The 21091-nt window shown below is 72.1% G+C and carries 20 protein-coding genes, 1 tRNA gene and 1 pseudogene; 4 read left to right on the forward strand and 18 right to left on the reverse strand.

The features are described from left to right. Positions 1 to 32: 32 nt before the first annotated feature. The 5 genes from AB0J12_RS08115 to AB0J12_RS08135 all read right to left on the reverse strand — a co-directional run bounded on the left by AB0J12_RS08115 (position 33) and on the right by AB0J12_RS08135 (position 5015). Positions 33 to 878, reverse strand: a complete 846-nt coding sequence (locus tag AB0J12_RS08115) for an EamA family transporter (RefSeq protein WP_363263388.1) — start codon at positions 876 to 878, stop codon at positions 33 to 35. Positions 879 to 927: 49 nt separating this feature from the next. After that, positions 928 to 1116, reverse strand: a complete 189-nt coding sequence (locus tag AB0J12_RS08120) for a DUF397 domain-containing protein (protein WP_363263389.1) — start codon at positions 1114 to 1116, stop codon at positions 928 to 930. Next, positions 1113 to 1958, reverse strand: a complete 846-nt coding sequence (locus AB0J12_RS08125) for a helix-turn-helix transcriptional regulator (RefSeq protein WP_363263390.1) — start codon at positions 1956 to 1958, stop codon at positions 1113 to 1115. The genes AB0J12_RS08120 and AB0J12_RS08125 overlap by 4 nt, the downstream gene beginning before the upstream one ends. A 138-nt stretch (positions 1959 to 2096) precedes the next feature. Continuing rightward, positions 2097 to 4316 (reverse strand): MMPL family transporter, encoded by a 2220-nt coding sequence (locus tag AB0J12_RS08130; protein WP_363263391.1) that lies wholly within the window; start codon positions 4314 to 4316, stop codon positions 2097 to 2099. A gap of 99 nt (positions 4317 to 4415) precedes the next feature. After that, positions 4416 to 5015, reverse strand: coding sequence for a TetR/AcrR family transcriptional regulator (locus AB0J12_RS08135; RefSeq protein WP_363263392.1), 600 nt, complete (start codon positions 5013 to 5015; stop codon positions 4416 to 4418). Positions 5016 to 5204: 189 nt separating this feature from the next. Here AB0J12_RS08135 and AB0J12_RS08140 point away from each other — a divergent pair, with 189 nt between their 5' ends. After that, positions 5205 to 8438 (forward strand): S41 family peptidase, encoded by a 3234-nt coding sequence (locus AB0J12_RS08140; RefSeq protein WP_363263393.1) that lies wholly within the window; start codon positions 5205 to 5207, stop codon positions 8436 to 8438. A 76-nt stretch (positions 8439 to 8514) separates the two neighbouring features. Here AB0J12_RS08140 and AB0J12_RS08145 read toward each other — a convergent pair whose 3' ends face one another. The 4 genes from AB0J12_RS08145 to AB0J12_RS08160 all read right to left on the reverse strand — a co-directional run bounded on the left by AB0J12_RS08145 (position 8515) and on the right by AB0J12_RS08160 (position 12187). Beyond that, entirely contained in the window at positions 8515 to 8721 is a 207-nt protein-coding gene (locus AB0J12_RS08145; protein ID WP_363263394.1) for a hypothetical protein, read from the reverse strand. Positions 8722 to 8808: 87 nt separating this feature from the next. After that, a complete protein-coding gene (locus AB0J12_RS08150; RefSeq protein ID WP_363263395.1) occupies positions 8809 to 9693 on the reverse strand; it encodes an SDR family oxidoreductase in 885 nt (294 codons plus the stop codon). Further along, entirely contained in the window at positions 9690 to 10619 is a 930-nt protein-coding gene (locus AB0J12_RS08155; protein ID WP_363263396.1) for an alpha/beta hydrolase, read from the reverse strand. The genes AB0J12_RS08150 and AB0J12_RS08155 overlap by 4 nt, the downstream gene beginning before the upstream one ends. Continuing rightward, a complete protein-coding gene (locus AB0J12_RS08160) occupies positions 10616 to 12187 on the reverse strand; it encodes an NAD(P)/FAD-dependent oxidoreductase (protein WP_363263397.1) in 1572 nt (523 codons plus the stop codon). The genes AB0J12_RS08155 and AB0J12_RS08160 overlap by 4 nt, the downstream gene beginning before the upstream one ends. 153 nt (positions 12188 to 12340) lie before the next feature. Between AB0J12_RS08160 and AB0J12_RS08165 the strand changes: the two genes are divergently transcribed. Next, positions 12341 to 12985 (forward strand): MerR family transcriptional regulator, encoded by a 645-nt coding sequence (locus tag AB0J12_RS08165; protein ID WP_363263398.1) that lies wholly within the window; start codon positions 12341 to 12343, stop codon positions 12983 to 12985. A gap of 7 nt (positions 12986 to 12992) precedes the next feature. On the opposite strand, the gene xth is transcribed toward AB0J12_RS08165, so the two are convergent. Continuing rightward, positions 12993 to 13796, reverse strand: a complete 804-nt coding sequence (gene xth, locus AB0J12_RS08170; protein WP_363263399.1) for an exodeoxyribonuclease III — start codon at positions 13794 to 13796, stop codon at positions 12993 to 12995. A 79-nt stretch (positions 13797 to 13875) separates the two neighbouring features. Between xth and AB0J12_RS08175 the strand changes: the two genes are divergently transcribed. Further along, positions 13876 to 14352, forward strand: coding sequence for a GNAT family N-acetyltransferase (locus AB0J12_RS08175; protein WP_363263400.1), 477 nt, complete (start codon positions 13876 to 13878; stop codon positions 14350 to 14352). A gap of 36 nt (positions 14353 to 14388) precedes the next feature. Here the strand turns inward: AB0J12_RS08175 and AB0J12_RS08180 are convergent. Next, positions 14389 to 14748: pseudogene (locus tag AB0J12_RS08180) on the reverse strand (LuxR C-terminal-related transcriptional regulator); the annotation flags it as partial. A 244-nt stretch (positions 14749 to 14992) separates the two neighbouring features. Between AB0J12_RS08180 and AB0J12_RS08185 the strand changes: the two are divergent. Continuing rightward, positions 14993 to 15466, forward strand: a complete 474-nt coding sequence (locus tag AB0J12_RS08185; RefSeq protein WP_363263401.1) for an FtsX-like permease family protein — start codon at positions 14993 to 14995, stop codon at positions 15464 to 15466. Here AB0J12_RS08185 and AB0J12_RS08190 read toward each other — a convergent pair. From AB0J12_RS08190 to galU, 7 genes are all read right to left on the reverse strand, one after another. Next, a tRNA-Ala gene (locus tag AB0J12_RS08190) sits at positions 15458 to 15531 on the reverse strand. The genes AB0J12_RS08185 and AB0J12_RS08190 overlap by 9 nt on opposite strands. Before the next feature lie 73 nt (positions 15532 to 15604). Beyond that, positions 15605 to 16801 (reverse strand): gephyrin-like molybdotransferase receptor GlpR, encoded by a 1197-nt coding sequence (gene glpR, locus AB0J12_RS08195; RefSeq protein ID WP_363263402.1) that lies wholly within the window; start codon positions 16799 to 16801, stop codon positions 15605 to 15607. Positions 16802 to 17041: 240 nt separating this feature from the next. Next, positions 17042 to 17656 carry a GNAT family protein gene (locus tag AB0J12_RS08200; protein ID WP_363263403.1) on the reverse strand — a complete coding sequence of 205 codons (615 nt, stop codon included), beginning with the start codon at positions 17654 to 17656 and terminating at the stop codon, positions 17042 to 17044. 17 nt (positions 17657 to 17673) lie between these two features. Next, on the reverse strand, positions 17674 to 18180 hold the full coding sequence (locus AB0J12_RS08205; protein WP_363263404.1) for a MogA/MoaB family molybdenum cofactor biosynthesis protein: 507 nt from the start codon (positions 18178 to 18180) through the stop codon (positions 17674 to 17676). Next, positions 18177 to 18689 (reverse strand): cyclic pyranopterin monophosphate synthase MoaC, encoded by a 513-nt coding sequence (moaC, locus tag AB0J12_RS08210; protein ID WP_363263405.1) that lies wholly within the window; start codon positions 18687 to 18689, stop codon positions 18177 to 18179. Before moaC ends, AB0J12_RS08205 begins: the two co-directional genes overlap by 4 nt. Positions 18690 to 18775: 86 nt before the next feature. Beyond that, positions 18776 to 20098: a gephyrin-like molybdotransferase Glp gene (gene glp, locus AB0J12_RS08215; RefSeq protein ID WP_363263406.1), complete on the reverse strand. Its 1323-nt coding sequence runs from the start codon at positions 20096 to 20098 to the stop codon at positions 18776 to 18778. 5 nt (positions 20099 to 20103) lie between these two features. Next, entirely contained in the window at positions 20104 to 21006 is a 903-nt protein-coding gene (galU, locus tag AB0J12_RS08220) for a UTP--glucose-1-phosphate uridylyltransferase GalU (protein WP_363263407.1), read from the reverse strand. Between the last annotated feature and the right edge of the window lie 85 nt (positions 21007 to 21091).

The raw sequence follows: 21091 nt of genomic DNA on the forward strand, positions 1-21091 counted from the left end.
CGACGCCCGGACGCATCCAGCCGGGCGCGGCCCTACCCGGCGTGCAGCATCAGCCCGATCCCGACCACCAGCAGACCCGCCGCGGCGATCCTGGGCGCACCGAAGCGCTCCTTGAAGAACAGCGCGCCGATCGCCGCGCCCACGATGATCGACGACTCGCGCAAGGCCGCGACCGGCGCGAGATCCGCCTTGGTCTGCGCCCACAGCACCAGGCCGTAGGCGAAGACGGACAGCGCGGCACCGAGCAGGCCGAGCACGGCGTACGGCCGCAGCACGGCCGCCGTCCGCCCGCGCCAGCGCAGCACGGCATACGCCGGGATCACCACGCCCTGGACGGCCATCAGCCAGGCGATGTACCCGAGGGAGGATCCGGAGGCCCGCACCCCGAGCCCGTCGACGACCGTGTATCCGGCGATGGTGAGCCCGGTGGCGAGCGCCGCGCCGATCGCCGCCCAGTTCGGCCGGCGCCCGCGCATCCCCCACAGGGCGACCCCGGACAGTCCCGCGCAGGACACGGCGACCCCGGCGGCGGCCCAGCCGTCCGGCACCTCGTGCGCGAAGACGGCGGCGAGCACGGTCACCACCAGCGGCGCCGACCCGCGGGCGATCGGGTAGGCCAGCCCGAAGTCCCCGAGCCGGAAAGAGCGCATCAGCAGCGCGTAGTACGCGATGTGGATGACCGCGGAGCCCAGCAGACACGGCCAGGCGGCGGCCGCCGGGAACGCCGTGAACGGCATCAGCGCCAGCCCGATCAGCATTCCGCCACCCGCGATGAGCGTGAACCCGACCAGCTTGTCGGTGATCCGGTGCGCGATGGCGTTCCACCCGGCGTGCGTGACGGCGGCGAGCAGCACGGCCGCGGTGACGACCGGGGTCACGGGGTGCGCAGCGCGCGGTCGGTGAGGCCGCGAGTACGGTGCAGGGCCCCTACGCTCCCTTCAACGCGCCCAGGAAGGCAGCCCAGGTGCGGGGAGCGACGGACACCCGCGCCGTTTCCGGCGTCTTGGAGTCGCGGACGTGGACCGAGACGGGCGTACCGGCGACCTCGACGCAGTCGCCGGGTTCGCTGCTGTCGCTATAGCTGCTTTTGAACCATTGGAGCTCAGCAGTGCTCATAGTCTCCCCAGCGCTCGCTCGATGAAGATCTGCGACTCCCTCGGCGTGAGAGCCTGCGCCCGGATCATGCCATAGCGCAGTTCAAGGATTCGGAGATCCCTGGGGCTCGAGACCGGACGGCCGTTGAACGCACCTACGCACCGTCCGATCGACGTGCCGTCAGCGAACTTCAGTACCTGGATCCGACCCGAGGACCCGGCATGCTCTTCTACGTCGGTCGGCATGACCTGAAGCGTGACGTTCCGCAACTGCGCCAATTCCAGCAAGTGTTCAAGCTGCCGACGCAGCACTGCCCGACCGCCGTAGGGCCGTTCGAGCGTCACCTGCTCTTGGACAAAGCTGAGCGTTGGGGCGGGTTCCCGCTCGAAGACCGCCTTTCGAGCCACGCGTGCGGCGGTTTCACGCTCGATGACGTCTTCGCCGAGCACAGGCTGCCTCATCTCGAACAGCGCTCGCGTGTACTCCGGCGTCTGGAGCAGGCCATGAATGTTGTGGCTGCTGTACAGCAGCATCTCCACCGCCCGCGCCTCCATGTCGGCGAGCTCCCGCACCTTCTTCGGATACCGCGCCTTCCTCATGTCCTCCATGAACGCCCGTAGATGCCCCTGCGCCTTCAAGAGCGTGTCCGCACGGTCCAGGAACTCCGGCCGGGGAATCCGCGTCCCCCGTTCGATCTTGCGGATCATGTCCTCGCCGTAGCCCATGGTCTCGGCCAGTTCCGCCGCGCTCATCCCCGCCGATTCCCGGCAGACCTTGAGCAGCCGGCCCACCGCCTGGACGACGGGCTCGATGTCGTCCCCCGGCTCGACGTCCCAACTCGCTTCGTCCTTGCCCTCGTTCATCGCACACCTCCGTCACGCAGCCGTACCCGTACAACGACCGGGACAGCCGGGACAGTGCGGGACAGAACGAAGACAAGCCGGTGAGGGCGCCCCGTCCCCACGGAACCCTCACCGGCGGCTCTGATCAGGCGCGGCGCGTCAGGCGCGCACCAGCTCCTTGTCCCCGTGCCCGGCGTCGCCCGCCGTGCGCAGGCCCTCGCCCTCGACGTCGACGTTGGGCAGGGCGCGGTCCAGCCACTTCGGCAGCCACCAGGCACGCTTGCCCAGCAGCGCCAGGACGGCCGGGACGAGCGCCATGCGGACGATGAAGGCGTCGAAGAAGACGGCGATGGCCAGGCCGAAGCCGATCATCTTGACCATCGCCTCGCTGGAGCCGATGAACCCGGAGAACACGGCGATCATGATGACGGCGGCCGCGGTGACGACCCGCGCGCCGTACTTGAAGCCGGTCACGACGGCCTGGCTCGGCTTCTCCCCGTGGACGTACGCCTCACGCATCCGGGTCACGAGGAACACCTCGTAGTCCATCGCCAGGCCGAAGACCACGCCGACCATGAAGATCGGCATCATCGACATGACCGGGCCGGTCTGCTCGACGCCCATCAGGCCGGACAGCCAGCCCCACTGGAAGACCGCGACGACGGCGCCGAGGGCCGCGAGCACGCTCAGCAGGAAGCCGAGGGCCGCCTTCAGCGGGACCAGGATCGAGCGGAACACCACGATCAGCAGCAGGAACGCCAGGCCCACGACCAGTACGAGATACGGCACGAGGGCGTCGTTCAGCTTCTGCGAGACGTCGATGTTCATGGCCGTGGAGCCGGTGACGAGCACCTTGGCACCGGTGTCGGACGTGATGTCCGCGCCCTTGTCGCGAATGGCGTGGACCAGGTCCTCGGTCTGCGTGGACGAGGGCTTGGACGCCGGGATCACCGTGATCGTGGCCGTGTCGCCGGCCTTGTTCGGCTTGCTCTGGACGACCGCCGCGACGTCCTTCATGCCCTTGATCTCGGCGGCGACCTTGTCGAAGGCCGTGCCCGGCACGCCCGCGTCCTTGCCGTCGACGACGGCCGTCAGCGGCCCGTTGAAGCCGGGGCCGAACCCTTCGGACAGCAGGTCGTACGCCCGCCGCTGGGTCGTGGAGACCGGCTGGGAGCCGTCGTCGGGCAGGCCCAGTTCCAGGGAGGCCGCCGGGACGGCCGCCGCGCCGAGGCCGACGACGCCGAGGAGCAGGACGGCGACCGGGCGGCGTACGACGAAGCTCGCCCAGCGGGTGCCCATGTTCGGCTTGCCGGAGGCGGCCTTGGCGGCGGCCTTGGCGCGGCCCCCGCCGAGCAGCTTGCTCTTCCGACCGGCCGGCTTGATCCTGCGGCCGGCGTAGCCGAGCAGCGCCGGGATCATCGTCAGGGCGATGAGGACGGCGATGGCGACCGTGCCCGCGGCGGCGATGCCCATCTTGGTCAGCATCGGGATGTTGACGACCGACAGGCCGACCAGGGCGATGACGACGGTGAGGCCGGCGAAGACGACCGCGGAGCCCGCGGTGCCGACGGCCCGGCCGGCGGCGTCCTCGCGGGTGCGGCCCTCGGCGAGTTCCGCGCGGTAGCGGGAGACGATGAACAGGGCGTAGTCGATGCCGACCGCGAGGCCGATCATCGACGCGAGCGTGGAGGTGGTGGAGCCGAAGTCGAGGGTACTGGCCAGCGCGCTGATCGAGGAGACGCCGATGCCGACGCCGATCAGCGCGGTGAGCAGCGGCAGCCCGGCCGCGAGCAGCGAGCCGAAGGTGATGACGAGGACGACGGCGGCGATGCCGATGCCGATGACCTCGGTGGCCCCGGTCTCCGGCGCCGCGGACAGCGCGTCACCGCCGATCTCCACGGTCAGCCCGGCGTCCCGCGCGTGCTGCGCGGCGCTCTTCAGGGCGTCCCTGGAGGAGTCCTGGAGCTCCATGCCGGAGACCTTGTACTTCACCGAGGCGTACGCGATCGTGCCGTCCTTGCTGACGGCGTGTCCCTGGTACGGGTCGGCGACGGAGGCGACCTCGGAGCCGGTGGACAGCTCCTGCACGGTCTTCTCGACAGTCGCCTTGGTGGCGGCGTCGGTCATCTTGTGCCCGGCGGGCGCCTTGAAGACGACCCGGGCGGTGGCGCCGTCGGCGCTCATCCCGGGGAAGCGCTGTTCCAGCAGGTCGAAGGCCTTCTGGGCCTCCGTGCCGGGTATCGAGAAGGACGTGCTGCCGGCCGCGGGCGCGGAGGCGGCGCCGACGCCGGCGAGCGTCAGCAGCGCCACCCAGATCAGGGCGACGAAGTGCCGTCGCCTGAAGGCGAGGCGGCCCAGTTTGTAGAGGAACGTGGCCACGAGGGCGTACTCCCGGTCAAGTCGTGGTTTCAGGGCAGGGATGATCAGCCCGACGACGTGAGCGGAGGCGTCAGGAATGGGCTTGCTGGGAGGGGACTGTCAGGGGATGGGGACGCCGAGGGCGGGGAGGACCACGGCGTCGATGTACGAGGTGAGGAAGGCCTGCGTGGGCGGCTGGTCGTCGAGCAGCGCCCGGGTGGCGAAGCCACCGACCATCATGTGCAGCAGGAAGTCGAGCGCGGGACAGTCCGCACGGACCTCGCCGCGGTCGATCGCCCGCTGGATCACCTGGTGGAAGCCGGACATCTCGGGTTCGACGAGCTGGGCCCGGAACGCCTTCCGCAGGTCCGCGTTGTGGTGCATCGCCATGGCGACGCCCCGCATGAGCGCGGAGTTCTGCTGGATGGTGCAGTCGTCCTCGAGCCGCACCAGGGCGTGCAGGTCGCCCCGGAGCGAGCCGGTGTCGATCTCGTCGATCCGGCCGTGCTTGGTGTGCCGGATGGCCTTCACGACCAGTTCGGCCTTCCCGCCCCACTGGCGGTAGAGCGTGGCCTTGCTGGAGCGGGTGCGGGCGGCGACGGCGTCCATGGTGAGGGCGTCGTAGCCGACCTCGCGGAGCAGGTCGAGCACGGCCTCGTACAACTCGGCCTCGCGCTCGGGGGTGATACGGCTGCGACGTGCCGTCGTGGCCTCGGTCATCCCGGTCACCACCCTTCTGCTCCTGCTTGAACGACACGGTTTCGTACACGTCCAACGTACTGCACCGTGCAAGCGAAACGAAACGGTTTCGTTCGTGTTGTGGGTCACGATCGTGAGGACCGAATAAAGGTCCCGAAGAGGGCGGCGTCACAAGTTGCCCGGGCCCCTCCTGCGGAAAAGCATGGGGAGGTGAGCTATCTGCGCATGCCCCACCTCCATGGCGAACTGCTGTGCTTCGTGGCCGAGGACGACCTGTGGCTGGCCCCGCTCGACGGACGGGAGCGCGCCTGGCGGCTGACCGCCGACCGCACCAAGGCCGCCCACCCCCGCTTCTCGCCCGACGGCCGCCTCGTCGCCTACACCAGCTGGCGCACCCTCGACCCGGAGATCCACCTGGAGCCGGTGGACGGCGGCACCAGCCGCCAGCTCACCTACTGGGGCAGCTCCGACACCCGGGTGACCGGCTGGACCCCCGACGGCGACATCCTCGCGGTCGCCTCGCACGGCGAGCCGTTCTCCTACTTCACCTGGGCCTACAAGGTGACGACCGAGGGCGACCCGGGCCGCAAACTGCCCTGGGGCCCGGTCACCGACGTCCAGGTCGCCGACCTGGCCGGGGAGCGCAAGTCGCTGCTGCTGACCGGCACCCCGCCGCACGAACCGGCGTCCTGGAAGCGGTACCGGGGCGGCGCGATGGGCCGGCTGTGGCTGCACGGGCGCCGGCTGCTCGCCGACATCGGCGGCCACCTGGCCTCGCCGATGTTCGTCGGCGACCGGATCGCCTTCCTCTCCGACCACGAAGGCGTCGGCAACCTCTACTCCTGCGCCCAGAACGGCTCCGACCTGCGCCGCCACACCGACCACGACGCCTTCTACGCCCGCCACGCCGCGAGCGACGGCAGCCGGGTCGTCTACCAGTGCGCGGGCGAACTGTGGATCGTCGACGACCTCTCGGCCGACTCCGAGCCGCGCCGCCTCAACGTCCGCCTCGGCGGCCCGCGCACCGGGCGGCGGCCCTACCAGGTGCCGGCCGCACAGCACGTGGACGGGCTGAGCGTGGACGAGACGGGCCGCGCGAGCGCCGTCGTGGTGCGCGGCAGCCTGTACTGGCTCACCCACCGCGACGGCCCCGCCCGCACCATCGCCGACACCCCCGGCGAGCGCATCCGGCTGCCGGAGATGCTCGGCTCCGGCGGACAGGTCGCCTACGTCACCGACGCCGAGGGCGAGGACGCGATCGAGATCGCCTACCTGCCGCGCACGACCGGCGAGCGCGCCCCGCGCCGGCTGGCCTCGGGCGCGCTGGGCCGGGTGCTGGAGATGGTCGCCGACCCCGACGGCGAGCGGCTCGCGATCGCCTCGCACGACGGACGGCTGCTGCTCCTGGACGCGGGCGACGAGGCCGACGGCGAGGTCACCGAGCTGATCCGGTCCGTCAACGGGCCCGTGCGGGACCTGGCGTTCTCCCCGGACGGGGCGTGGCTGACGTGGTCCCATCCGGGAATCGGCCGGTCCTTGCGGCAGATCAAACTCGCCCGCATCAAGGACACCTACATCGTCGACGTCACCAACGGCCGCTTCGAGGACGAGAACCCGGTCTTCACCCGCGACGGCCGCTACCTCGCCTTCCTGTCCTGGCGCGGCTTCGACCCGGTCTACGACGTGCACACCGGCGACCTGTCCTTCCCGCTCGGCTGCCGCCCCTACCTGGTGCCGCTGTCGTCGGCCACCCCCTCCCCCTTCGCGCTGAGCCCCGAGGGCCGGCCGGCCGCCGGGGGCCTGGACCCGGTGGACGACGAGGGCGACGGGCAGGTGACCGTCGAGGTGGAGGGGCTGGCGAACCGGGTCGTGCCCTTCCCGGTGATCGCCTCCAAGTACTCGGCGCTGTACCCGGTCGCCGGCGGCGGTCTGGTGTGGCTGCGCTGGCCGATCTCCGGCGCGCTGGGCGAGACCTTCGTCAACCCCGACGACACCACCGGCCGCCCCACCCTGGAGTACTTCAACCTCGCCAAGGCGAAGAAGACCGAACTCGTCGGCCACCTGGACCACTTCGCGGTCAGCGGTGACGGCACCCGGCTCGTCGTCGTCGACGAGGGCGAGCTGCGCGCGGTGCCCTCCACCGAGCCCGGCGACAGCGATTCGACGGTGTGGATCGACCTGCGGCGCATCCTGCACGAGGTCGACCCGCCCGCCGAGTGGCGCCAGTCCTTCGAGGAGGCCGGCCGGCTCATCCGCGCCTACTTCTGGGACCCCGGAATGAGCGGCATCGACTGGGACGCGGTGCTCGCGCAGTACCGCCCGCTGGTCGAACGGGTCGCCTCCCCCGACGAGTTCGCCGACCTGCTGCGCGAGGTGCTCGGCGAACTCGGCACCTCGCACGCCTACGTCACCGCCGCCCGCCGCAACGAGGGCCCGCCGCACTACCAGCGCTGGCAGGGCCTGCTCGGCGCCAACATCGTGTGCCGCGACGGGACCTGGCGGATCAAGCGCATCCTGCCCGGCGACTCCTCCGACTCCAAGGCCCGCTCCCCGCTCGCCGGCACCGGCATCCGCGAAGGCGCCGCCCTCACCCACGTCGACGGCCGCCCGGTGGACCCGGTGGCGGGGCCGTATCCGCTGCTCGCGGGGGCGGGCGGGACGACCGTGGAGCTGACGTTCAGCGTCGCCGAGGGCGAAGAGGGCGCGGAGGCGCACTCCCGGCGGGTGGCCGTCGTCCCGCTGATCGACGAACGGCCCCTGCGCTACCAGGACTGGGTGGCCAAGCGCCGCGAGGTCGTGCGCGAGCTGAGCGGCGGCCAGTGCGGCTATCTGCACATCCCCGACATGGGCGGCTCCGGCTGGGCCCAGTTCAACCGCGACCTGCGCATGGAGATGTCCCGGCCGGCGCTCATCGTCGACGTGCGCGGCAACGCCGGCGGCCACATCAGCGAACTGGTCGTGGAGAAGCTGACCCGCACGATCCTCGGCTGGGACCTCACCCGCAACGCCCAGCCCGTGTCGTACGCCTCCAACGCCCCGCGCGGGCCCATCGTCGCGCTCGCCGACGAGGCGACCTCCTCGGACGGCGACATGATCACGGCCGCGTTCAAGCTGCTGAAGCTGGGGCCGGTGGTCGGCCAGCGCACCTGGGGCGGCGTGGTCGGCATGACCGGCCGGCACCGCCTGGGCGACGGCTCGGTGATCACCGTACCGATGAACGCGGCCTGGTTCGACGCGTACGGCTGGTCCATCGAGAACCACGGGGTCATCCCCGACGTCGAGGCCCTGCGCACCCCGCTGGACTGGGCCGAGGGCCGCTACGCCCAGCTCGACGACGCCGTCCGGCTGGCGCTCGACCTGCTGCGCACGCACCCGCCGGCGTCCCCGCCGGACTACCGCAACGTCCCCGACCGGTCCCGGCCCAAGCTGCCGCCGCGGCAGTGACCACCGAGCGGGCGGACACGAACGTGGGGTGCCCGAGGAATCCCGGGCACCCCACGCCGTACCGGTCAGGCCGAGGTCAGATCATGTCCTCGTCGCGGTCGAAGCGCTCGTCCAGCTCCTGCTCCGCGTCCTCCATGCCCTGGCGGCCGCGCTCACGCTGCGGCTTGCCGGGCTGCTGCTGCGAACCGCGGTCGCCCATCTTCTCGCGAGCCTGCTCGCCCCGCTGGCGGGCCTGCTCCTGCAGCTTGTCGGCCTGGTCCTGGAACTTGTCCTTCATGCCCATGTGGGTTCACTCCTGTGGTGGGTGATTCAGTCGCCCCCGGAGGGGCCTCGACCAGATTCACACGGGCGGTGACCCTGCGCATGTCGATCAGTCACGGAGCGTGGCGCGCTCCTGTTCATCGGCCGCCCCACCTGCGCCGACGAGGCCGGAACGCATGCCCTGGAGCCGGTCCCCGAAGCGCCGCATCTCCCGCTGCCCCACCGTGCCGATGACAGCCGGCAGATACCCGCGCACGCCCTGCATGCCGCGCAGCCACCACTGCCCGTACACATGGCTCGAGCGGCGCTCGATCCCGGCGACGATCCGGTCCACGGCCGGGCCCAGCGGGTAGGTCTTGTTGGACGGCCACGGCAGCCGTTGCCGCAGCTCGCGCATCACCTCGTCGCTGTCGGCGCCGCGCACCATGTCGGTGTCGGTCCACGACAGGTAGGCCACGCCCACCCGCACACCCCGGTAGCCGACTTCGGCGCGCAGGCTGTGCGCGTACGCCTCCACACCCGACTTGGACGCGCAGTACGCCGTCATCATCGGCGCGGGCGTGATGGCGGCGAGCGAGGCGACCTGGAGCAGATAGCCGCGGCTCTCCATCAGCACCGGCAGGAAGGCGCGGGCGGTGACCGCCGAGCCGATCAGGTTGACCTCGATCACCCGCCGCCAGGCGTCCGGGTCGGAGTCGACGAACGGACCGCCCGTCGCCACACCGGCGTTGGCGACCACGATGTCGACCTTGCCGAACCGCTCCTTGACCTCCTGCGCGACCCGCGCCATCGCCTCGTGGTCGGTGACGTCGGCGTGCCAGTAGGCGCTCTCGCTGTGCAGCCGCTCGGAGACCTCCTTCAGGGCCTGCGGCTCCAGACCGACCAGGGCGACCTTCGCGCCGCGCACGGACAGCTTGCGGGCGAGCAGCTCCCCGACCCCGCGCGCGGCGCCGGTGACGACCGCGACCTGCCCCTCCAGGCTCACCTTGCTCATGCGCTCTCCTCCAGCTTCGCGGGTGCGGTGACGTGGGCGGCGGCCAGTTCCCGGATCCTGGTGGTGACCAGTTCGGGCGCCTCGATCGGGGTCATGTGGCCGATGCCGGGCAGTTCGGTGAGCCCGGCGCAGTCGGGCAGGGCGGCGGCCAGGGCCCGGGCGTGCACCGGCGGGGTGAGCCGGTCGGCGGTGCCCACGACGACCTCGGTGGGCACCGTCAACTCCCCGACGCCGTGGTCGAGGTCGAGCAGGTCCAGCACCCGCGACCAGGCGTGGCGGGCCTTGCGCGGGCAGCCGTGCACGATGTGCGCGCACGCCCGCACCATGTGCGGGGCCGAACCGGGGCCCATCGTCCCGTACTTGAGGATCCGCAGCGCGAGCGGCGTGACCGGGCCGAGCGGGGCCCGGGAGCCGAGGATGTGCCCGGTCAGCCAGGTCCGCAGGCGCCCGGCCCGGATCGGTACGACGGTGGACCGGGCGACCAGCCGGGAGCTGCCGGTGCTGCACAACAGAACGGCCGCCGTGTGCTCACGGAACGTCTTGCGGCCGGCCGCCGCCATCACCGTCATGCCACCCATCGAGTGCCCGGCGATCACCGCCCGTTCGCCGGGCGCGAGGGCCGCTTCGAGTACGGCTTCGAGGTCGTCGGCGAGGGCGTCGGTGCTGCACGCCTCGCTCGCGGGGCTGCGGCCGTGGCCGCGCTGGTCGTAGGCGATGACGCGGTGGTCGGCGGACAGCGCCCGGATCTGCGCCGCCCAGAACGCCGTCGAGCAGGTCCAGCCGTGGGCGAGGACGACGGCGGGGGGACCGTCGGGTCCGTGCACCTCGACGTGGAGGCGGGCGCCGTCGGCGGAGGTGACGGTGAGGGTGCGGGCGGGGTCCGGCGGGGCGTACGGGCCGGAGGTGACGTGGGCGGGGCGGCTCACGCGGTCACCTCCGCGGTGTCGGTCGTCTCAGTGGCCTCGGGGGCCCCGGTCTGCGGGGAAGCCTCGGCGCTCTCGTCCTGCGCGGCCGTTGCCGCCGGTGGCCGCAGGACGGCGTACTCGGCGAGGTCCACCCGTCGCGTCGCCCGCCGGAACTCGCTGGTCGTACCCGGCCAGATGGTCGTGTTGCGGCCGCTCGCGTCCAGGTACCAGCTGGTGCAGCCGCCCGTGTTCCACACCGTGCGCTTCATCCGCTCCTGCACCCGCCGGTTCCAGGTGTGCACGGCGCTCGGGCGGGCGTCGAGGGCGGCGCGGCCCCCGAGGACGGTCAACTGGCGCAGATAGTCCGCCAGGTAGTTCAGCTGGGACTCGATCATGAGGATCATCGAGGAGTTCCCGAGGCCGGTGTTGGGCCCGATGATCGTCATCCAGTTCGGGAACCCGGCGGCCGCGGCGCCGCGCAGGGCCTCCATGCCGCCGCTCCAGTGCTCGGCGAGGGTGCGCCCGTCGGCGCCGACCACCCGCTCGGCGATCGGCATGTCCGTGACGTGGAAGCCGGTGCCGAAGATGATCGCGTCGACCTCGGTCCCGGTGCCGTCCGCGGCGACGACGGTGGACCCGCGGACCTCACTGAGCCCGCTGGCGACGACGTCGACGTTGGGCTGCGCGAGCGCCGGATAGTAGGTGCTGGAGAGCAGGATCCGCTTGCAGCCGATGCGGTAGTCCGGGGTGAGCTTGGCGCGCAGGGCCGGGTCCTTGATGGCGCGGGCCATGTTGCGCTTGGCGAGCTGCTCGACGAAGCCGAGCTCGTCCGGGTGCTTGGTGAACGCCTGCACCTGCAGCTCCCGGATGCCCCACAGCAGCCCGCGGCGGGCCCTGGTGGTGAACGGCAGCTGCTGGTGCAGCCACCGCTCGGCGCCGGTGATGGCCCGGTCGACGCGGGGCATCACCCAGGCCGGGGTGCGCTGGAAGAGGGTGAGCCGGCCGACCTTCGGCTGGATGGACGGCACGATCTGGATGGCGGAGGCGCCGGTGCCGATCATCGCGACGCGCTTGCCGGTGAGGTCGTAGTCGTGGTCCCAGCGGGCGGAGTGGAAGACCTTGCCGGGGAAGGTGTCCAGACCCGGGATGTCCGGGATCTTCGGGTCGGACAGCGGTCCGGTGGCGGAGACGACGACGTCGGCGGTGAGATCCCCGGAGGCGGTCTCGATGTGCCACCGCAACTGCTCGCCGTCCCAGGTCATCCGCTTCACCTCGGAGTCGAAGCGGAGGTGCGGGCGCAGCCGGAAGGTGTCCGTCACGTGCTCCAGGTAGGCGCGGATGTGCTCCTGCCCGGAGAAGGTGCGCGGCCAGTCGGGGTTGGGGGCGAAGGAGAAGGAGTACAGGTGGGAGGGGACGTCGCAGGCGCACCCCGGGTAGCTGTTGTCGCGCCAGGTGCCGCCGACGCTGCTCGCCCGCTCCAGGACGACGAAGTCCGTGATCCCCTCGCGGCGCAGCCGCACGGCCGCGCCGAGCCCGCCGAATCCGGACCCGATCACCGCCACCCGTACATGCTCGTGTTCGTGGGCCATCCCGAAGCCTCCGCGCATCGCTGTTGGACCCTGCCGGTCCCTGCCAGACTCTGCCAGTGAACACTGGCGCAATGGGGAGAGTAGAGGAGCCGCGTACTGATGGGTAGGGGGTGGGCGAGGAAAGTTACCGGCGGTAGACCATAGGCTCCTCCCGTGGCAGAGAAGCGTGAATACCGCATGGAGGAGCTGGCACGGCTGGCCGGCATCACGGTGCGCACCCTGCGCTTCTACCGCGAGCGCAAGCTGCTCCCGCCGCCCCGCCGCGAGGGCCGTATCGCCTGGTACGACGAGCATCACCTGGCCCGCCTGCGCACCATCGCCGCCCTGCTGGAACGCGGCCACACCCTGAACGGCATCGCGGAACTCGCCGAGGCCCTCGACCAGGGCCGCAACGTCGCCGACCTGATCGGCGTCGGCACCCCCACCGAGGAGGAACCGGTCCGCCTCACCCCCGAGGAGCTCGCCGCCCGCTTCGAGGGCGAGGTCACCCCCGAGAACCTGGCCGCCGCCATGGACCTCGGCTACCTCGGCACCGACGGCGACGAGATCGTCCACATCAGCCGGCGCCTGCTGGACGTCTCCTCCGCCCTGGTCCGTGAGGGCATCCCGCTCGCCGAGGTCCTGGCGGCCGGCGCCCGCGTCCGCGACCACGCCGACGCCCTCGCCGAACTCTTCACCGACCTGATCCAGCGCCACACCGGCGAGGCCGGCCTGCACCGCCTGCGCCCCCTGGCCCGCAGCGTGGTGGAGGCGGAACTGTCGTTGGCACTGGACCGGCGGATCAGCAAGCGGGATTAGCCACGGCTCAGCGGTCGTACACGACCGTCACCGGCGCGTGGTCCGACCAGCGCTCGACGTGCGTGGCGGCGCGCTCGACGAACCCCTTGACCGCCCGCTCCGAAAGCCCCGGCGTCGCGACGTGGTAGTCGATGCGCCAGCCGCTGTCGTTGTCGAAGGCCCGCCCCCGGTACGACCACCAGCTGTAAGGGCCCTCCACGTCCGGGTGCAGGGCGCGAACCACGTCCACATAGCCGCCCTCGGCCGGGGTGAGGACGCGACTCAGCCACTCGCGTTCCTCCGGCAGGAAGCCGGAGTTCTTCTGGTTGGCGCGCCAGTTCTTCAGGTCGGCCTGCTGGTGGGCGATGTTCCAGTCGCCGCAGACCAGCACCTCACGGCCGTCGGCGGCGGCCCGCTCGCGCAGCTCCTTGAGATACGCCAGGAACTCGCCCATGAAGCGGGTCTTCTCGTCCTGCCGCTCGGTGCCGACCTCGCCGGAGGGCAGATAGAGAGAGGCGACCGTGACCCCGGGCAGATCGGCCTCGAGGTACCGGCCGCTGCCGTCGAACTCCGACGACCCGAACCCGACGCGGACCCGGTCGGGCTCCCGGCGGGTGTACAGGGAGACGCCGGCCCGGCCCTTGGCGGCGGCCGGCGCGTGCACGACGTGCCAGCCCTCGGGCTCGCGGACCTCCTCGGGCAGCTGATGCGGCTCGGCGCGCACCTCCTGGAGGCACACGACGTCCGCCTCCGTCCGGGCCAGCCACTCGACGAAGCCCTTCTTGGCGGCGGCCCGCAGCCCATTCACGTTCACGGTGGTCACTGTCAGCACCCCGGCACGATACCGGCACACTGGTCGAGGTCCGCAAAACCCGAGGCCCCCCCGACTGCATAGAAGTACGATGACTGGCATGTTTATCCGTAGCGTCCCCTTCGACCACCCCGACGCCGTCAAGCTCAACGACGAGGTCCAGGCCGAGTACCACGAGCGCTACGGCGACGGCGGCGACGCCACCCTGCTGGACCCGGCCGACTTCGAGCCGCCGAACGGCGTGTACTTCATCGTGTACGACGCCGACGAGCGGCCCGTCGCCACCGGCGGCTGGCGTCGGCAGGACGCCAACCACGAGGGCAACCGGGACGGCGACGCGGAGCTGAAGCGGATGTACGTGGTCGCCGACATGCGCGGTCGCGGGCTGGCCCGGCGGATGCTGGCCGCCCTTGAGGAGGACGCCCGGGCGGCGGGCCGCTCCCGCATGGTCCTGGAGACCGGCACCAAGCAGCCCGAGGCCATCGCCCTGTACACCTCCTGCGGCTACGAGCCCTGCGAGAAGTTCGGCTACTACCGCTTCCACGAGGAGAGCCGCTGCTTCGCGAAGGCGCTGTAGCGGCCGGCCGGCCGCGCCGGGGCCCTGTGTTCTCGCTCACTCCCGCAGGAACGCCAACACCGCCAGCACCCGGCGGTGCACGTCCTCGGCGGGCGGCAGGTCCAGCTTGGTGAGGATGGAGCCGATGTGCTTGCCGACCGCCGCCTCGGACACCACCAGCTGCCGGGCTGTCGCGCCGTTGGACCTGCCCTCCGCGACCAGCTCCAGCACCTCCCGCTCGCGCGGGGTGAGCCGCGCGAGGGGATCCCGGTGACGGCGCAGCAGTTGCCGTACGACCTCCGGATCGACCACCGTGCCGCCGGCGGCGACCTCGGCGAGGGCGTTCACGAACTGCTCGACCTGACCCACCCGGTCCTTGAGCAGATAGCCGACCCCGGTGCCGTCGCCCGAGTCGACTCGGCTACGGCACACGCAGGACGCTGCGGATCGCGGCCGTCCTGGCCACCGGCACCGGCACCGGCGACAACGGCGCGTGGCTCACGCCGGCCAACGCCCCCGGCGCGCCGGTGGAACGACTCGACGTGCGCGTGCGCGCAGGCGCCGATGCGGCCGCGGTCGCGACGGCCCTGCGCAGACGGTCCGCCCCGGGAACGGCGTACGGGTCCTCACGCGCGCGCAGTGGCTGCGCGCGTCCCGGCCGGTGGCGACGGGGACGACCCGGCTCGGTCTCTTCCTGGTCCTCGGCATCGCCCTGCTCTACACGGGCCTCTCGCTCGCCAACACCCTGACCATGTCGACGTCCGGCCGGGCCGCTGAGTTCACGGCGCTGCGGCTGGCGGGCGCCATGCGCGGGCAGATACTGCGGCTGACGGCTCTGGAGTCGCTGACGGTGGTGGCGGCGGGCGCCCTGCTCGGGCTGCTGGTGACCTTCGTCACCTGGGCCGGGACGGGTGCCGCCCTGGGGCTGTTGTCGGCGCCGGCGCCGCTCGTGCTGCCCTGGCCGGCCCTGGGCGCGGCGACGGCCGGGTGCGCACTGCTGGCGGTGGTGTCGTCGAGGTCACGACGGCAGCGGCACTGCGCCGCTGAGAACGAGAGCGGGGACCACCGGGCCGGGAGAATGATCGAGGGCCCCGACGATCCGAAGATCATCGGGGCCCTCATTGCGTGGACCTGAGGGGATTTGAACCCCTGGCCCCCTCGATGCGAACGAGGTGCGCTACCGGACTGCGCCACAGGCCCTTGCAACGAGTGAAACTTTAGCATCCCCCGCGGCGTGCTCGGAAATCCGCTCCCTGGCCGGCGGGCGTCGTGGTCACTCGTTGGCCGCGCGCGGCCGCTCCCCGTCCTCGTACTGGTCGAAGAGGGGCGTGCGCCCGCGCTCGCGGGCCCGGCGTGCGGAGGCCGCACGGCGCGCGTCGCTGCGGCCGTCGTCTCCGGGCCGGTCCTCCGCGCCGGTGGGAGCGTCCTGCGCGGCCGGTTGCTCGTCCCGCAGTTCCGGAGCGACCGCGCTGGAGCGGGCCGAGCTCCACGCGTCCGGGGCGCCGAGGTCGACGTCGGCCGTGGCGCGGGGGGCGACCGGCGCGGTGACGTACGTCGGCAGGGGCACCGGCACCGGGTCCCAGCTGTCGCCGTGGCCGGGCCGCCGCTGCCGCTCGCGCTGCTGGTCGACCCACTCGGCATGGTCGGTCTGCTCCACCAGCGCGCGCCGGTCCGCGGCGAGCGCCGACAGTCCGGGGTCGGTGGCGGTGCCGTGGCCTTCGGCGGGCTCCTCGGCGTCGGCGGGCGCGCCGGTGCCGACGTGCGTACGCCGGCGCGGCTGGCGTTCGCGCAGTCGCTGCGCTGCGACCTCGGCCCGGCGGCGGTCCATCTGGTAGGCGAAGCGGCGGCGCTCCTGCCGGCGCAGATAGACGATGTACGCGCTGAGCAGCAGGGCGGGCACGCCGGGCGCCCACAGGAACGCGAGCCCGCCGACCGCGGCGACGATCGCGCCGAGGGTGAAGGCGAGGAAGAGCATCACCGTGGTGCGCCGGCGACGGGCGAGGACCTTCGTGCGCTGGGCGCGTGCGGCGGCCGCCTGAGCGGAGAGCTCGCGCCGGGCTTCCGGCACCCGGCCGTGCGCCGGTGCGAGCGCGGGCTCGTGCGCCGGGTCACTCTCCGACTCGTACTCCGGCTCGTACTCCGGTTCGTCGTACTCGTACGCCTGCGCCTCGTCCGCCGCCCGGCTGTGCCGGCGGGTCGGAGGCACGGCGAAGGCCCGGACGTCCACCGTGTCGGTGACGGCGTCCGGGGCGGCGAGGTCGGGCTCCTCCTCGTCGGCGGAGCGCGCCCGCAGGTCCTTGGCGTATCGGCGCTCCATGCCCGCCCGTCCGGACAGCAACCGGATGGCGGTGCTGAAGCGTTCCGTCGGACGGGCTTCGTTCAGCTCGTCCTGCCTACGGAGCCACATCGGCACCAAGTAGGCGGCCCAGGCCCCGACGATGACTGCGTAGATGAGGCCGCTGCTGCTCACGTCTCACACGGTAGAGGGGTTTGCCTGAGGCCATCCGCCAATTGAGCCGGTGTGTCGCACGATCTGGCTGATATTTCGAACTTTTTTTGTGACCGATGCGATCAGCGGGCCACTTCGACCCGGAATTCCCCGCCCTGAGACGGTCACAGGCCGATCAATTTCGAACACATATTCAATTTCCCAGGTCGCGCGTCGACCGGCCGGGATTTCCCCGGCCCAGCCGTGATTTCGCGGGATGTTCTACGGGCGGTGCGACGAGCCGTTCTGCGTCCGGCTGCGCCGCCAGCGGGCGAGCAGGCCCTCCGGCACTTCCTCGGCCGTCAGCGCGAAGACGAGATGGTCGCGCCAGGCTCCGTCGATGTGCAGATAGCGGGGCCGCAGCCCCTCCTCGCGGAATCCGAGTTTCTCCACCACCCGGCGGCTGGGCACGTTCTCGGGGCGAATGCACACCTCGATGCGGTGCAGGCCCACGTTCCGGAAACAGTGGTCGACCGCGAGCGCCACGGCCGTCGGCATCACGCCACGGCCGGCCACCGCCTCGTCCACCCAGTAGCCGACGTGACCCGAGCACATCGAGCCCCAGGTGATCCCGGCGACCGTCAACTGCCCGACCAGCCTGCCCTGGTACTCGAGGACGAACGGCAGCATCCGGCCGGCGCGTGCCTCGCGGCGCAGGTGCCGCACCATCTGGCGGTAGGTCGGCCGGTGCGCGATCGGCCCGGTCGGCGTGGGCGGCGGGATGGTCGCCTCCCACGGCCGCAGCCAGTCCCGGTTGCGCCGGTTGACCTCGCGCCAGGCGCTCTGATCGCGCATTCTGATGGGCCGCAGGACGACATCGCCCTCGGCCAGCACCACGGGCCAGGATGAGCCGTTCAGCTCGCACCCCCGCTTCCGGCGTCGGGTCTGGGGTGGTCGCCGCCGCGGACCTGGTCGACGGCGTGCACCAGCAGCGGCTGCAGAACGGCGAGACCGTCCCTCACCCCGCCCGTCGACCCCGGCAGGTTGACGATCAGGGTCCGCCCGGCCACGCCGGCCAGTCCGCGCGACAGCGCCGCGGTCGGCACCTTGTCCCGGCCGAACGCGCGGATCGCCTCCGCGATGCCCGGCACCTCGTGGTCGATCACCGCGCGCGTGGCCTCCGGCGTGCGGTCGGTGGGCGAGAGCCCGGTGCCGCCGGTGGTCACGACGACGTCGTAACCGTCCTCGACGGCCGCCCGCAGCGCGTCGCGCACCGGGTCGCCGTCGGGCACCACGCGCGGGCCGTCGACGTCGAAGCCGAAGCGCTTCAGGCCGTCCGCGATCAGCGGCCCGCCCCGGTCCTCGTAGACACCCGCGGCGGCCCGGTTGGAGGCCGTGACGACCAGCGCCCGATAGCTCATGCCCGGCTCCAGTCGCCCGACTTGCCGCCCGTCTTCTGCTCCACCCGCACGTCCGTGATGACCGCTCCCTTGTCGACCGCCTTGACCATGTCGATCACGGTGAGCGCGGCGACGGAGACCGCGGTGAGGGCCTCCATCTCGACGCCCGTACGATCCGTCGTCTTCACCGTGGCCCAGATCTCCACGGCGTCGTCCGCGATCGACAGGTCCAGTTTCACACCGGACACCGCGAGCGGGTGGCACAGCGGGATCAGATCGGGGGTCCGCTTGGCTCCCATGATCCCGGCGATCCGCGCGGTGGCCAGGGCGTCGCCCTTGGGGACGCCCTCGCCGCGCAGCAGCTCGACCACGCGGGGCGAGACGAGGACGCGGCCGCTGGCGCGGGCGGTGCGCGCGGTGACGTCCTTGCCGGACACGTCGACCATGCGGGCGGCACCCGCGTCGTCGATGTGCGTCAGGCGGTCCTGCACGGGCTGTCCGGGGGTCTCCCCCCGGTTGGGCACAGTCATGGTGGTGGCGCTCCCGGTCCGGGCCCGGCGCGGTGCGGCGCGCGGGCCTGTGTTGTGCGCGACACGGTACCTCGGGCCGGGAGCACTCAGCCGAGCAGGACGACCTCGACCTCGCTGCCGGGCGCGACGGACTCCACGTCCTCGGGCACCACGATCAGGGCGTTGGCGTGCGCGAGGGCCGCGATCAGGTGCGAGCCGGCACCGCCCACCGGGGTGACCGTGCCGTCGGTGTGGACGCCCCGCAGGAACTGCCTGCGGCCCTTCGGGGACGTCAGCGGCTTCTGCGCGGACAACGTCGCCGTGGCCTTCGGCCGGTGCACGTCCTGAAGCCCCATCAGGGTGCGGATGGCGGGCCGCACGAACAGCTCGAAGGAGACGTACGACGACACGGGGTTGCCCGGCAGCGCGAGCAGCGGCGTGTGGTCGGGGCCGATGGAGCCGAAGCCCTGCGGCTTGCCGGGCTGCATGGCGAGCGTGCGGAACTCCACGCCGCCGCCCGCCTCGTCCTCGTCCGCGACGTGCGACAGCGCCTCCTTGACGACGTCGTACGCCCCGACGCTCACCCCGCCGGTGGTCACCATGAGGTCGGCGCGCACCAGCTGGTCCTCGATGGTGGAGCGCAGTGTCTCGGCGTCGTCGGCGACGGCGCCCACCCGGTAGGCGATGGCGCCGGCCTCGCGGGCGGCGGCGGTGAGGGCGAAGCTGTTGGAGTCGTAGATCTGACCGGGCGCCAGCTGCTCGCCGGGCTGGATCAGTTCGCTGCCGGTGGACATCACGACCACGCGCGGGCGCGGGCGCACGCGAACCGTGCCGCGGCCGATCGCGGCGAGCAGGGCGATCTGCGGCGGGCCGAGCACAGTGCCCGCCTCGAGGGCCCGGTCGCCGGCCCGGACGTCGCTGCCGGCCGAGCGCACGTGCGCGCGTGCCTCGGCGGGCCGGTACACGCGTACGTGCCCCTCGGCGCCCTCCGGGGCGAGCGCGCGGGCGCGCATGCCGGTCACGGGGCCCTCACCGAGCCCGCCGTCGGTCCACTCCACGGGTACGACGGCCTCGGCGCCGGGCGGCAGCGGGGCACCGGTCATGATGCGGGCGGCCTGGCCCGGACCCACGTGGAGCAGGTCGGCCTGGCCCGCGGCGACGTCCCCGACGACGTCCAGGACCGCCGGGAACTCCTCGTTCGCGCCGGCCACGTCCGCGACCCGCACCGCGTAGCCGTCCATCGAGCTGTTGTCGAACGGCGGCAGGGACACAGGCACCGGGACGTCCTCGACCAGGACGCAGCCCAGGGCGTCGAGCAGCTGCAGCTCGATCGGCTCCAGGGGGCGCACGGTGGTGAGGACGTCCTCCAGGTGCTCGTCCACCGACCACAGGTGGTCGGGGCCCGGGGTGCGGGAGGCGGCGCTGCTCAAGGTGGCTACATCTCCTCAGTGACGTAACGGCGGAGCCAGGCCCTGAAGTCCGGGCCCAGGTCCTCACGTTCGCACGCGAGTCTGACAATGGCCCGCAGGAAGTCGCCGCGGTCGCCGGTGTCGTAGCGACGGCCCTTGAAAACGACGCCGTGCACGGGGCCGGCGGCCTTCTCGTCCTCGGCGAGCTGCTGCAGGGCGTCGGTGAGCTGGATCTCGCCGCCGCGGCCCGGCTCGGTCTTGCGGAGTATGTCGAAGATGCCCGGGTCGAGCACGTAACGGCCGATGATCGCGTAGTTCGACGGGGCGTCGGCCGGGTCGGGCTTCTCGACCAGGCCGGTCACCTTGACGACGTCGCCGTCCTCGGTGGCCTCGACGGCGGCACAGCCGTAGAGGTGGACCTGCTCGGGCTCGACCTCCATGAGGGCGATCACACTGCCGCCGCGCTGCTCCTGGACGTCGATCATCCGCTGCAGCAGCGGGTCGCGCGGGTCGATCAGGTCGTCGCCGAGGAGCACCGCGAACGGCTCCTGGCCGACGTGCGGGGCCGCGCACAGCACGGCGTGACCGAGGCCCTTGGGGTCGCCCTGACGCACGTAGTGCATCGTCGCGAGGTCCTGGGACTCCTGCACCCTCCCGAGCCGCTCCGTGTCGCCCTTCGCCGCGAGGGCGGACTCGAGCTCGTAGTTGCGGTCGAAGTGGTCCTCGAGCGGGCGCTTGTTACGGCCCGTGATCATCAGGACGTCATCGAGGCCCGCGGTGACGGCCTCCTCGACCACATACTGGATCGCCGGCTTGTCGACCACCGGCAGCATCTCCTTGGGCGTGGCCTTGGTGGCCGGCAGAAACCGGGTGCCGAGGCCTGCCGCCGGGATGACAGCCTTGTTGATCCTGGGGTGCGACTGGGTCATGCCCGCCACCTTAACCGGTGTGCGGGGCGCGGCCCGCGACTCCCGGACATGAGCGCTCATATGAGCATAAGAGAACGGTACGGGA

The organism is Streptomyces sp. NPDC049915 (assembly GCF_040656475.1).
In the GTDB taxonomy this organism is placed as follows: domain Bacteria; phylum Actinomycetota; class Actinomycetes; order Streptomycetales; family Streptomycetaceae; genus Streptomyces.